The sequence below is a fragment of the Chitinophaga oryziterrae genome (assembly GCF_009758125.1).
GTDB classification, from domain to species: Bacteria; Bacteroidota; Bacteroidia; order Chitinophagales; family Chitinophagaceae; genus Chitinophaga; species Chitinophaga oryziterrae.
On sequence record NZ_WRXO01000002.1, the window covers coordinates 683104 to 696614 of the forward strand.

Sequence of the window (13511 nt, forward strand, 5' to 3'; positions counted from 1 at the left end):
GCCTAAAGAAAGGATCAGAGATGGAAGAAACACTCATAACTACTTCAACACCATGCAGTACGGTAGCTGCGACAACGGATGTTCCAAGGGTTAAAAAACCGGACTGGCTTCGTGTTAAGCTGCCAATAGGAGAAAGCTATAAACAGGTTCGTAACCTGGTTGATACACATAAATTACACACCATTTGCGAAAGCGGTAACTGTCCTAATATGGGAGAGTGCTGGGGAGCCGGTACTGCTACCTTCATGATATTAGGTAATATCTGCACACGTAGCTGCGGTTTTTGCGCTGTTGCTACCGGCAGACCAGAGGCTGTTGATTATGACGAACCTCAGCGTGTAGCCGAAGCTATTTACCTGATGAAGGTAAAACATGCGGTGATCACTTCTGTAGACAGGGACGAACTGAAAGATGGCGGTTCCATTATATGGGCCAATACTATCAAGGCTATCCGGGCATTAAACGCGGATACCACCCTGGAAACCCTCATCCCGGACTTCCGCGGACAATGGGAAAACCTTCAACGCATCATCGATGTGGCCCCTGAAGTGGTGTCTCATAACCTTGAAACAGTAGAAAGACTTACCAAACAGGTACGTATCCAGGCCAAATACCACCGTAGCCTGGAAGTGATCCGCCGGCTGAAAGATGGTGGTATGCGCACCAAAAGCGGTATCATGCTGGGATTAGGCGAAAACAAAGAAGAAGTAGTTCAGGCCATGCAGGACCTTTACGACAACGGTTGTGACGTAATAACCCTGGGACAATACCTGCAACCCACCCCCAAACATTTACCGGTAGTACGTTTTGTACACCCTGATGAATTCGCGGAATTGCGTGAAATAGGCTATAACATGGGCCTCGATTATGTTGAATCGGGACCACTGGTAAGGTCTTCCTATCATGCAGAGAAGCATATTCATAGTGGACGTACACTTAATAAATAATAAACTGATTAAAAAAATCCATCAACGGTGATGGATTTTTTTATTTGTGGTATATCTTCGCATCTCAGTTACCTGCAGATTAACCAGGTAAAACCCTGTTAAAACAGATCATTAAGCTAAACCTACCTGATTGCCTTTTTAGTGCAAAAATTTGTATATATCAAATATTTAAGAACAATCATGTTTTTATTATTGTTCTTACGATTGGTCTAAAGAAGAATCTGATTGTCAAAACCTTTTATGAAAAGAGTATTTTACCTGACCGCTGTCTTGGGAGTGTGGCTGTGCAATGCTAACGCATTCGCACAACAGGTCCCCGATTCACTATTGTCTCAAGCAACCCTGCAGAACTGTATTCAGTATGCATTGTCTCATCAGCCTGTTGTGAAACAGTCCAGAATTGATGAAGAAATCACGGAATATAGTATTAAAAGTAAGCTGGCAGACTGGTATCCCCAGATTGGGCTCGACTTTAATCTGCAGCATTACCTGAAATTGCCAACCAGTTATTTTAATGGTAGTGCAATCACTACCGGAGTGGCAAACTCCTCCGCAGCAGCCTTCTCGCTGAACCAGAACATCTTTACCCGCGATCTCCTGCTGGCAGGAAGAACGGCCAAAGATGTACGTACACAAGCGAAACAGAACACGCAGAGCAACCAGATTGATGTAGTAAGCAATGTAAGCAAAGCATATTATGATATGCTGCTCACACAGAAACAAGTGGAAGTACTGAATGAAGATATCGTTCGCCTGGAACGCAGCCTGAAAGATGCTTATAATCAATATCAGGGCGGTGTTGTAGATAAGACAGACTATAAGCGGGCTACCATTTCACTCAATAATACCAAAGCACAGAAGAAAACCGGGGAAGAAACCCTGGTGGCCAAATATGCTTACCTGAAGCAGTTAATGGGATATCCTGTTAACGGACAACTGAACCTGGTATACGATACCATGAAGATGACCCAGGAAGTACAACTGGATACAAACGTAAGTGTAGCCTACGAAACAAGGATAGAATACCAGTTGCTGCAAACACAACGTAGCCTGCTGGCAGCAGAACTGAAATATAATAAGTGGAGTTTCTTACCAACTGTATCGGCCTTCGCTAATTATAACTTCGCGTACCTGCATCCGGAGTTCTCAAAGCTGTACAGTCATGATTATCCCAACTCACTGGTGGGCCTTCAGTTATCACTGCCCATCTTCCAGGGATCTAAAAGACTGCATAACATCAAACAGGCGGAACTACAGTTAAAACGTAGCGACTGGGATGTGGAAGCATTAAAGAACCAGATCAATACAGAATATACACAGGCCATGTCTGCCTACAAAAGTAACTTAAACGAGTACCTCGTATTAAAGGAGAACATGGATCTGGCAAAGGAAGTATATGATCTGATAGAATTGCAGTACAGGGAAGGTATCAAAGCTTACCTGGAAGTGATCACCGCCCAGACGGATCTCCGTGCCGCACAACTGAACTATTATAATGCCATGTACACTGTACTGTCGAGCAAAATAGATCTGGAACGTGCATTAGGTACAATAACAACTAACTAATTAAAGGTAACTGGCCGTAAGGTCATTGAAAGGACAAATATATAGAGATGAAAACAAAGCAACACATTCTCCTCATTGGCGCTACAGGTGTATTTTTCCTGGCTTCATGCAAAGGCCCGGGCCAGAAAGCAGCCATGGTAATGCCTCCAACACCGGTAAATGTTGCAACTGCAACACAGGGTTCTGCTATTTATTACGATAAATACCCTGCTACAGTGGTATCACTGAGCCAGGTAGAACTGCGTGCCCAGGTGGCTGGTTATATTACCGGTATCTTCTTCAAAGAAGGAGAAGTAGTGCAGAAGGGTAAACCCCTCTATGAAATAGACCGTCGTAAATATGAAGCTGCTTACGCACAGGCAGAAGCAAACATCGCCAGTGCCAAAGCAAACTTCAACAAAGCACAGAAAGATGCGGACCGTTATCACCGTCTGGCAGAACAGGATGCAATTGCCCGCCAGACTTTAGATAACGCTGACGCTGCGCTGGAAACGAACCGCAGCCAGGTAGCTGCTGCCAATGCACAGTTGCTGGCCGCTAAAACAGACTTAGACTACTCCTATATAAGAGCGCCTTTCACAGGTCGTATAGGTATCTCCCAGGTGAAACTGGGAGCCCAGGTTAGTCCGGGTACTACACTGCTGAATACCATGTCCAGCGAGAATCCGATTGCTGTTGACTTCGTGGTGAGTGAAACGGATATTCACCGTTTTGCATCCCTGCAAGGTAAAACGATCAACCCGGCAGAAGATTCCACTTTCCGTCTGCAGTTACCTGATGGTACTGCTTACGCAGAACGTGGTAAGATCATTGTGATAGACCGTGGTGTAGATAATCAAACTGCTACTATCAAAGTACGTATTGAGTTCAACAATCCTAAAGACGAACTGAAAGATGGTATGAGCTGCGTATTACGCGTACTGAACGATCAGTCAGGAGAACATGTGATCATCCCTTACAAAGCCGTAGTGGAACAAATGGGTGAATACTTTGTGTTTATCTCAAAAGATACTACAGCAGAACAGCGTAAGATCCACCTGGGGCCACGTCTGAGAGATCAGATCGTAGTACTGGACGGAGTGAATGCAGGAGAAAAGGTGATCACAGAGGGCTTCCAGCGTTTACGTGATGGTGGTAAAATAGATACAGCGGCAAAACAACAACCGCCGGCTGCTAAGAAATAGTTTTTAGAATCAATAGAAGAAGATCATGATTGCAAATACTTTTATACGCAGACCCGTAACAGCGATAGTGATATCTCTCGTGCTGGTGCTGGTAGGGCTGCTGGCCATGATGAATCTGCCCATTGGGCAGTATCCTGAGATCTCTCCGCCAACGGTGCAGGTAACAGGTACGTATACCGGTGCGGATGCCCAGACTGTAGAGCAAACCGTAGCTACACCCGTAGAAGTACAGGTGAATGGTACGCCCGGTATGACTTACATGTCCAGTAACAGTACCAACAGTGGAGCCATGACGCTCACGGTTAACTTTGAAGTAGGTACGGACATTAACATTGCTGCTCTGGACGTTCAGAACCGTGTGGGTATCGCACAGCCTACGCTTCCGCAGGAAGTACAGCGTTTGGGCCTTACCGTAAGAAAGCGTAATCCCAGTATCCTGTTACTGGTGGCGCTGTTCTCACCTAAAGGATCACACGACATTACATTTCTCGATAACTACACGAACGTATTTATAAAGGATGCGTTACTGCGTGCAAAAGGGGTGGGTGATATCTTCACCCGTGCGGACGACTTCAGTATGCGTCTGTGGCTGAAACCTGATAAGCTGGCCCAGATGGGTGTAACAGCTGATGAGGTGAAGGCGGCTATCACTGAACAGAATGCGCAGATCGCAGCAGGTTCCGTAGGTGCGCCTCCACAAAAGACCGGGCAAACATACGAATACACCATCTTTGTGAAAGGCCGTTTAACCACAGCCGAAGAATTTGGTAACATCATTATCAAATCCCGTCCTTCCGATGGATCACTGGTATACCTGAAAGATGTAGCCCGCGTGGAACTGGGTAAATTCAACTACAGCGGTAACTCTTTCGTAGATGGTAAAAGAGCTTCTTACCTGCTGGTTTACCAGGCGCCGGGTAGTAACGCTATTGAAACAGCAGATGCCGTATACGCTACAATGGCAGAACTGAAAAAGTCTTTCCCCGCCGACGTGGATTATGTAGTTCCTTTCGAGTCCGTATCCGTGGTACAGGTGTCTATCCATGAAGTGGTAGAAACACTGCTGGAAGCACTCGGTCTGGTGGTACTGGTGGTATTCCTCTTCCTGCAAAGCTGGAGAGCGACTATCATCCCTGTATTAGCTATTCCGGTATCCATTATCGCTACTTTCATCTTCTTCATACCTCTGGGCTTTACCATCAACACATTGACCCTGTTCGGTTTCGTACTGGCCATCGGTATAGTGGTGGATGATGCCATCGTGGTGGTGGAGGCGGTCCAGCATAATATGGACCACGAGAAGATGTCGCCAAAAGATGCTACCTACCAGGCCATGAAAGATATCTCCGGACCCGTAATCGCCATTGCCCTGATCCTGGCAGCGGTGTTTATCCCGGTAGGGTTCATTCCTGGTATCGTAGGACGTTTGTATCAGCAGTTTGCGATCACTATCGCCATCTCTGTACTGATCTCTGCGTTCATCGCGCTTTCCTTAACACCGGCATTATGTACGCTGATCTTAAGGCCAAGTAACTTAGGTGCGCATTCCAAAGGACTGAACAAATTCTTCTATAAGTTCAACATATGGTTCTCTCACGTTACCAGCCGTTATTCACTGGGTGTGAAAAAGAGTATCCGTCTGGGCCGTTATGTAGCAATCATTTTGTTATGTATCATGGTAGGTACACTGTTACTGTTCAGAAATAAACCAACAGGATTTATTCCTATAGAAGATGATGGCCGCTTGTACATCACCTTCGATCTTCCGGAATCATCTTCTACAGAACGTACCGTAACGGTGTTACGCGAAATGATGCATAAGCTGGATAGTGTAAAAGGTATTGCGCACTACGCTGCATTAGGAGGTTTGAACGTTGTGAGTTTTGCTACAAAATCCAACAGTGCTACTATTTTCTGTCAGCTGAAACCATGGGATAAGAGAAAATCCAAAGCGTTACAGATTGGCGCTATTGCAGCAGAAATACAGGGTAAACTGGCACACTGGAAAGAAGCCAGTTCTGTAGTGATCCAGCCACCGGCTATTCCTGGTTTGGGTAGTACAGCGGGATTCTCTTTTATCCTGGAACAGAAAAGCGGTAACTCCGATATCAAAGCTTTCGAAGCAGTACTGCAGAAGTTCGTAGGCGCTGTCAATCAACGTCCTGAAATAGGACGTGCCTTCTCTTTCTTTACGGCCCGTACACCCGGTTATCAACTGGAAATAGACCGTGAAAAAGCCAAGAAGATGGGGGTACAGATTTCCTCTATTGCTACTGCATTACAGACTTACCTGGGTAGCTCTTATGTGAATGACTTCACCATCTACGGGCGTAACTTCCGCGTGTTAACACAGGCAGATTCTACTTACCGTGGTGATATCAAAGACCTGGGACAATACTTCGTACGTAATACTAACGGAGATATGGTGCCGCTGAACGTCCTTACCTCTTATAAGGTGATAGAAAGTGCGCCGGTAGTATCGCATTATAACCTGTTCCGTTCTGCGGAAATAAATGGTAGTCCTGCTCCTGGTTACAGTAGTGGTGACGCTATCAACGCCCTGAAGGAAGTCGCCGCAGAAGTATTACCGGAAGGATATGGATATGAGTTCTCCGGGTTAAGCCGTGAGGAGTTATTATCCGGTTCCAAAACGATTTACATCTTCGCCTTATCCATCATCTTCGTGTTCCTGTTCCTGGCCGCATTGTACGAGAGCTGGTCTGTGCCATTCTCTGTATTGCTGGCAGTACCATTGGGCGCATTTGGTGCGATAGTAACACTTACCTTCCTGCCTAATCTGAATAATAACGTATACGCACAGATTGGTTTGATTACGCTGATAGGATTGTCGGCAAAGAATGCGATCCTGATCGTGGAGTATGCGAAGGAACGTGTAGACAGGGGAATGGAACTGGTAACAGCCACCGTGGAAGCAGCCAAGCTGCGTTTACGTCCTATCATCATGACTTCCCTCGCCTTCCTGCTCGGTATCTTACCGCTGGTACTGGCAACAGGTGCAGGTGCTGAATCCCGTAAAACAATGGGCTGGACAGTATTAGGTGGTATGTTTACTGCTACCTTCCTGGCTATCTTCGTTGTACCGGTATTGTATGTACTGGTTACCCGCCTGGCTTACGGTAAAGATAAACTGAAAGCTATGCAGGAGAATTACAAAGTAATGCAGCATACAGACGTGTAAAAATATATAACCAACAAAAAAGGCCTCATAACACACGTTATGAGGCCTTTTTTAATACTTATTTTTCATTCTATTTTTGCATGGCTGCCAGGTAGAAAACAATAGCTGCCAACACAGAGAGGGCAATCATGGATAACAATGCGATTAAGACTATTTTCCAGCCAATATGTACAGACATATTGTAATTACTGGAAGGGGCTGTAACGGTATTGTATTTTATGTTATAAGAGTAAGTTTGTTCATCCACACTTTCCGCTGCAATCTGCTGCATCAGTGCCGATTTAATATGCGCTGGTGGTAACGCTGCATCTTTAAACGCAGCTCTTTCTATGCGCCGCTCTACCGCATCCATTTCTGTTTGCAGCTCAGGGAAAATACTCAGGTGTATTTCCAACTCCCTTTTCTCTTCGGGAGTCGCAAATCCTAAGAAGTACTTTTCGAGGATTCCATCTGATATATAACGCTCGTATTCCATATATTCCTATAAGGCAATTTCTCAAGTTAACACACCCATTACACCGGGTGGAGAATAAGCAGAGTTGTAAAGTTGCTGAAAAACTTAGACAATTAATTATCCAAAGTAGTTTTATTGAAGCTTATTAACAAAAAAAATACGGATTATAAATATATGTTTAAACATCATATTCATAATCCGTATTCTTCTTATAATGAAGGCTTAGTGCCTGGTTGTATCAGTAGTGTTCTTTTTCTTAAAGAGATTACCTAATGTACTTTTTACTGCCTGTCCGGCTTGTTTTCCTGCATCCTGCAATGGTTGGGATTTGGTAGTATTGCTATCTTTTTTGCCAGTCAGTTGTTTGGTCAGTTCATCCTTAACAGATGCAATGGCCTGATTCTTTACATGTTGTATCGTATCTTTTAATGCGGCTTTTACAGTATCTACTTTATTCTTTACAAGCGTGGCTGCCTGGTCTTTCAGATTGTTCATTGCTGCGCCGGCCGTTTCCTGTAAATCTGTTTTATAAGTGGGTTTAGTGATATTGCCACCTAATAATACATTCAGGTGAACACTATCACTCACATTTACAGGGATGCCTTTATTGGTAGCTGCTGTAGCCAGGCTGTTTACCAGCGCATCTCCCTGTTTGCCGATAATGCTGCGGGGCAGTGTCATCTGCATTACATAATCCAGCGACTGATCAAACCCATGAGAACCACCTACCAGCATATTGATACCTCCCGCTTTCAGATTGAATGGTTTTACTTTTACACGACCATCTTCAAAAGAGAAATAGGTTTTGATATCTTTTAAGGAGATATTCTTTAACTGGTTTACATTCAGTGTGCTGGCCAGTTGCTCTACCGGTGCGAATTTCTGCAATACACCTTCTATCAGCAACAGGTTACCATCACCGGTAAGACTGCTCATTACCGGCATCATATCCTTACCCAGTTTGCCTTTCAGACTTAACTGCGAAGTGATCTTGCCAGAGAGGAACTGTCCAACCGGCATTAATTTCTGTACAGTATTAAAGGCATTGAATGTTTCTTTTACGTCTACATTCTGCACATTATAAGCCATCGTGATATCAGGAGTAAGCGGCGTGTTTTTAGTACTGTAGCTACCGTTTACTTCCATGTTGCCCTGCAATGCATTGGCTTTGATCTGCTGCATGGTTACCGTCTGATCTTTCAGCAATAATGAACCGGAAACATTATTCATATCCAGTTTGTCGTAATGCACTTTATCTACCTGTGCCTGTACGGTGAAATCCAGGTTGGCAGGAACTACAAATGGCGCACTGGTATCCGGTGCAGCAGTAGTAGTGGTTGTGGTAGTACCCATCCATTTATCCAGGTTCACCTGATCTGCTTTTACTGCCAGTTTACCATCCAGCGGAGCGTTCTTGAATACATATGCCAGCATATTATTCACTTCCCCGTTTGCCTGGAAGTTAGTGCCCATATACTGACCGTCAAATTTCTGTACGGTTACATTCTTAGGGTTGAATACCATAGAAAGGTTGTTCACCTTGACGCCATCGGGATAGTCTTTGCTGCGGTATAACAGATTGCTTACGATCAGTGTTCCTGCTGCATAGAAACGGTCGTATTCCTGTTTCTCTATAGCGCTCATATTACCTTTGGCGTTCACGTCAGCATCCAGTATACCACTTAATGCAGTACCTTCTTCCAGCTTCACGAACTGCGTTACTTTGGAGAGGTCCAGTTTACCTTTCACAGCACCATCCACATACATATCGGATATAGGTGTTTTCACCAGTAAACGCATATCGATAGGGGTGTTATCCATTTCCAGGTGAGCGGAAGGCATATCCACAATCGTATGATCAGGCACACCGTCCGCATTCTTTATATTCAGGGCGATCTGTATATTCTTTACAGGCTTAGGCAGATCAGGATACTGGAAGAACCCGTTCTTTACATCCAGGTGTAAACCAAAGGCCGGCATCTGGGTAGCGCTGTAGGTTCCTTTCACAAAGCCATCGAAGGCAGTGGTACCATCTGTTTTTATCTTATCAAAATCCTTCATGAAAATGGCGGGTACCAGGGACAGGATATCCTTGAATTTTGTAGAAGGAGCTTTCATGGTAAGGTCCATGCCGTAAGTGCTGTCATTCACCATCTTAAAGAAACCCTGTACAGCCAGTTGCAGATTGTTAAGGGTAACATCGCCTTTCTGCAGGGTGTAGGTGCTTGTTTTGTTATCTACCTGTACATCTGCTTCCATTTTGGTATGGGTACGCAGGAGATAGGGGATAAGGCCGTAATGGAAGGTAACGGCAGCGGCTTCGGTGCTGGTTTGTAAAGTGAACAGGTCTTGTGTGAAATCACCTTTACCCTGGTGGTCCAGGTCTTCTATCAGTAATCCCATACCACCCTGTTCATCTTCATAACTGATCATCGCATCTTCGATCTTATACTGTTGCAGGCTGAGTGCAAAAGAGGCTGTATCGGTTGTTGCGGTGGTCGTTACGGTATCCGGCTTGGTAATGTTCCAGTTAGCCTCTCCGTTCTTATGAACGATAGCATGGATACGTGGAGCCGTTACTGATACGTTATAAATATCCATTTTACCGCCTTTGATCACACTCATGAGATTCAGGGCCAGATCGATCTTTTTTACAGAGATAAGGGTATCACCTTCAAAAGGTGCCCTGTTGATAACCTGTAAGTCTTCAATAGCTACAGCAAGCCTGGGGAAATGCCGGATAAGACTGATATCTACATCCTTAAAATCCACATTGGCATTCAGTTGTTTGTTCAGCTCTGTTTTTGCAATGGACATGATTTTTCCCTTGAAAAAATAAGGGATGGCTATTGCAGCTGCTATGAGTACTACGAAAATGATCCCTACTACTTTGAGGATTTTCTTGAACATATGTTGAATAAAGGTTTTTTGTTATGTATGAAGGTAATAAGGAAAAGCGGTATTTTAAGTTATTTTTGCCCCTGTAAATTTATATATTATTGATTATGACACCGGAACGTAGAGAAAGGTTGCTATCCGTATTAAACAAACGACAATCCGGACTGACAGTGGTCCTGGAAAACGTACAGGACCCACATAACATTTCTGCTGTGATGCGTACCTGCGATGCTGTAGGTATCCAGGAAATCTATGTGCTGAACAACAAGATCCCCAAACATAAGAAATGGGGGGCTAAAAGTTCCAGCAGTGCGGCCAGATGGCTTACTATCCATCAGTTTTCCGATGTGGATGAATGTGTGGCCGCTTTAAGACAAAAATATGAGAAGATTTATACGACCCATTTGTCATCAGATGCGGTAGGATTATATGAGATAGATTTCACAGGTTCTGTAGCCCTGGTATTTGGTAATGAACATGGTGGGGTTAGTGATGAAATAAGGGCATTGGCAGATGGGAATTTTATCATCCCGCAGGTAGGCATTATCCAGTCTTTAAACATCTCTGTGGCCTGTGCAGTGAGTATTTATGAGGCATTAAGACAACGGACCCTGGCAGGGCTTTATAATCAGAAAAACCTGCCACCCGAGCAATATGATAGTTTACTGGAACAATGGGGATTTTTTGGAGAAGATTTACCATAAAAAAAGCCGGTTCGATGTTTCGGACCGGCTTTTTTTATAAGAATAATATTCATCATGCACTGCAGGTTACACAACCTTCTTCCATGGTACAAACTGCACCTTCAATAAATTCAACTTCATCCAGGGATGGGTCAACTTTCTTTGCGGTAGCTGTAGCAACGGTAGCTGCTGTTGCAGTAGCAGTAGCTGATTCTGCGGCAGCTGCTGTTTTAGCGACCATAGGCTCCATATTCTGTCCACCTTGTTTTTCAACAGTGAACTGTACGGCCTGTGTAGCAGCCTGTGTACGCAGATAGTACATACCGGTTTTCAAACCTTTCTTCCAGCCATAGAAGTGCATAGAAGTTAATTTGGAGGCAGACGGTGTGTCTACGAACAGGTTCAGTGATTGCGACTGGCATACATAAGCGCCACGATCAGCAGCCATGTCTATGATGGTACGTTGTTTGATTTCCCAAACAGTTTTGTACAGTTCTTTTATCGGAGCAGGTATTTCTGCGATGTTCTGGATAGATCCGTTTGCAGCAATGATCCTGTTCTTCATATCTCCGTCCCACAGTCCCAGTTCTACCAGGTCTTTCAGCAGGTGTTTGTTCACGATCACAAACTCACCACTTAATACACGGCGTGTATAAATGTTGGAAGTGTATGGTTCAAAACACTCGTTGTTACCGAGGATCTGTGAAGTGGATGCGGTAGGCATCGGAGCTACCAGCAGTGAGTTGCGGATACCATGTTCTATGATCTCGGCTTTCAGTGCTTTCCAGTCCCAGCGTGTGGAAGGTGTAACACCCCACATATCAAACTGCAGGATACCTTTTGATGCAGGTGAACCAGGGAAGGTTTCATAAGCACCGTCTTTCTTAGCCAGATCTCTTGATGCTGATAATGCAGCATAATAGATGGTTTCGAAGATATCTTTATTCAGTTGTTTTGCTTCTTCGCTTTCGAACGGATAACGCATCAGGATGAACGCATCTGCCAGACCCTGCACACCTAATCCGATAGGACGGTGACGCATGTTGCTGTTACGCGCTTCCTCAACAGGATAAAAGTTATTATCGATGATGCGGTTCAGGTTCAGCGTAGCCTGATAAGTTACTTCATATAATTTATCATGATTGAATTTACCGTTAGTGATATAACTAGGCAGCGCAAGGGAAGCCAGGTTACATACAGCTATTTCGTTAGCGTCTGTATATTCAATGATCTCGGTACACAGGTTGGAACTCTTGATGGTACCCAGGTTCTGCTGATTTGATTTGCGGTTGGCAGCATCTTTATACAGCAGGTAAGGGTTACCTGTTTCAATCTGCGCATCCAGGATAGCAAACCAGAGGTCCTGTGCTTTTACCACTTTACGGGCGCGGTTTTCTGATTCGTACTGTGCATACAGTGCTTCGAACTTCTCGCCCCAGCACTCATGTAATCCTGGTGCTTCGTGAGGACAGAACAAACTCCAGTCACCATTTTCCTCAACACGTTTCATAAACAGATCGGGCATCCACAATGCGTAGAAAAGATCTCTCGCACGCATTTCTTCTTTACCATGGTTCTTACGCAGGTCTAAGAATTCAAAGATATCTGCATGCCATGGTTCCAGGTAAATAGCAAAAGCACCTTTACGTTTTCCTCCGCCCTGGTCCACATAACGTGCAGTGTCGTTAAACACACGCAGCATTGGGATGATACCGTTGGAAGTACCGTTAGTGCCGCTGATATAAGAGCCCGTAGCGCGGATATTATGGATGCTGAGACCAATACCACCGGCACTCTGGGATATCTTAGCCGTTTGTTTCAGTGTATCGTAGATACCTTCGATGCTATCGTCCTGCATAGTTAACAGGAAGCAGCTGGACATCTGTGGTTTAGGCGTACCTGCATTGAACAGGGTAGGCGTACCATGTGTGAACCAGCGCTCACTCATCAGGTTGTACGTTTTCAGTACAGAGTCGATATCTTCCTTGTGGATACCAACAGACACGCGCATAAACATATGCTGCGGACGTTCAGCCACTTTACCATCCAGTTTCAGCAGGTAAGAACGTTCCAGTGTTTTAAAACCGAAATAGTCAAATGAGAAATCGCGGTCGTATATAATATTGGAGTCCAGGATATCCGCATTCTTCTTAATGATCTCCCACACATCATCTGCCAGTAATGGGGCAGGCTTTCCTACTTTCGGATCAACATATTCGAACAGTTTCTTCATCGTTTTGGAAAACGACTTCACTGTGTTTTTATGTAAATTACTTACTGCTATGCGTGATGCAAGCAATGCGTAATCAGGATGTTTAGTAGTAAGCGACGCTGCTGTTTCAGCAGCGAGGTTATCCAGTTCAGTAGTAGTAACGCCATCATATAATCCGAGGATTACTTTCTTGGCCACATCAACAGCATCTACGTATTCTGCATTCAACCCATAACACAGCTTCTCTACGCGGGCAGTGATCTTGTCAAACTTTACCGCTTCTTTGCGGCCGTCGCGTTTTATTACAAACATGGTTAAATGAATTTAAAGAGGTTAGTGTTTAAAAAAGTTGGCATAATCTCGCAGTT

At 44.6% G+C, this 13511-nt stretch carries 8 protein-coding genes; 5 read left to right on the forward strand and 3 right to left on the reverse strand.

The window, feature by feature from the left end; translation table 11 throughout:
• The first annotated feature begins 20 nt into the window (after window positions 1–20).
• The 4 genes from lipA to GO495_RS10455 all read left to right on the forward strand — a co-directional run bounded on the left by lipA (window position 21) and on the right by GO495_RS10455 (window position 6896).
• Window positions 21–947: a lipoyl synthase gene (lipA, locus tag GO495_RS10440; protein WP_157299619.1), complete on the forward strand. Its 927-nt coding sequence runs from the start codon at window positions 21–23 to the stop codon at window positions 945–947.
• A gap of 240 nt (window positions 948–1187) precedes the next feature.
• Entirely contained in the window at window positions 1188–2513 is a 1326-nt protein-coding gene (locus GO495_RS10445) for a TolC family protein (RefSeq protein ID WP_157299620.1), read from the forward strand.
• 47 nt (window positions 2514–2560) lie between these two features.
• Window positions 2561–3697, forward strand: a complete 1137-nt coding sequence (locus GO495_RS10450) for an efflux RND transporter periplasmic adaptor subunit (protein WP_157299621.1) — start codon at window positions 2561–2563, stop codon at window positions 3695–3697.
• Between the two features lie 25 nt (window positions 3698–3722).
• Entirely contained in the window at window positions 3723–6896 is a 3174-nt protein-coding gene (locus tag GO495_RS10455) for an efflux RND transporter permease subunit (RefSeq protein WP_157299622.1), read from the forward strand.
• A 70-nt stretch (window positions 6897–6966) separates the two neighbouring features.
• Here GO495_RS10455 and GO495_RS10460 read toward each other — a convergent pair whose 3' ends face one another.
• Both GO495_RS10460 and GO495_RS10465 read right to left on the reverse strand, forming a co-directional pair.
• The gene (locus GO495_RS10460) at window positions 6967–7371 is read right to left on the reverse strand and encodes a hypothetical protein (protein ID WP_157299623.1); all 405 of its coding nucleotides are present in this window, start codon (window positions 7369–7371) and stop codon (window positions 6967–6969) included.
• 201 nt (window positions 7372–7572) lie between these two features.
• A complete protein-coding gene (locus GO495_RS10465) occupies window positions 7573–10260 on the reverse strand; it encodes an AsmA family protein (RefSeq protein WP_157299624.1) in 2688 nt (895 codons plus the stop codon).
• Between the two features lie 95 nt (window positions 10261–10355).
• Here GO495_RS10465 and GO495_RS10470 point away from each other — a divergent pair, with 95 nt between their 5' ends.
• Window positions 10356–10952 (forward strand): TrmH family RNA methyltransferase, encoded by a 597-nt coding sequence (locus tag GO495_RS10470; protein ID WP_157299625.1) that lies wholly within the window; start codon window positions 10356–10358, stop codon window positions 10950–10952.
• Window positions 10953–11004: 52 nt separating this feature from the next.
• On the opposite strand, the gene GO495_RS10475 is transcribed toward GO495_RS10470, so the two are convergent.
• Complete coding sequence (locus GO495_RS10475; RefSeq protein ID WP_157299626.1) at window positions 11005–13455, reverse strand: ribonucleoside-diphosphate reductase subunit alpha; 2451 nt, start codon at window positions 13453–13455, stop codon at window positions 11005–11007.
• Window positions 13456–13511: the final 56 nt, after the last annotated feature.

Excerpts from the sequence above, each read along its gene's own strand:
- GO495_RS10465 (WP_157299624.1), bottom strand. The coding sequence starts at position 10,260 with ATGTTCAAGAAAATCCTCAAAGTAGTAGGGATCATTTTCGTAGTACTC.
- GO495_RS10475 (WP_157299626.1), bottom strand. The coding sequence starts at position 13,455 with ATGTTTGTAATAAAACGCGACGGCCGCAAAGAAGCGGTAAAGTTTGAC.
- GO495_RS10450 (WP_157299621.1), top strand. The coding sequence starts at position 2,561 with ATGAAAACAAAGCAACACATTCTCCTCATTGGCGCTACAGGTGTATTT.
- GO495_RS10455 (WP_157299622.1), top strand. The coding sequence starts at position 3,723 with ATGATTGCAAATACTTTTATACGCAGACCCGTAACAGCGATAGTGATA.
- lipA (WP_157299619.1), top strand. The coding sequence starts at position 21 with ATGGAAGAAACACTCATAACTACTTCAACACCATGCAGTACGGTAGCT.
- GO495_RS10460 (WP_157299623.1), bottom strand. The coding sequence starts at position 7,371 with ATGGAATACGAGCGTTATATATCAGATGGAATCCTCGAAAAGTACTTC.
- GO495_RS10470 (WP_157299625.1), top strand. The coding sequence starts at position 10,356 with ATGACACCGGAACGTAGAGAAAGGTTGCTATCCGTATTAAACAAACGA.
- GO495_RS10445 (WP_157299620.1), top strand. The coding sequence starts at position 1,188 with ATGAAAAGAGTATTTTACCTGACCGCTGTCTTGGGAGTGTGGCTGTGC.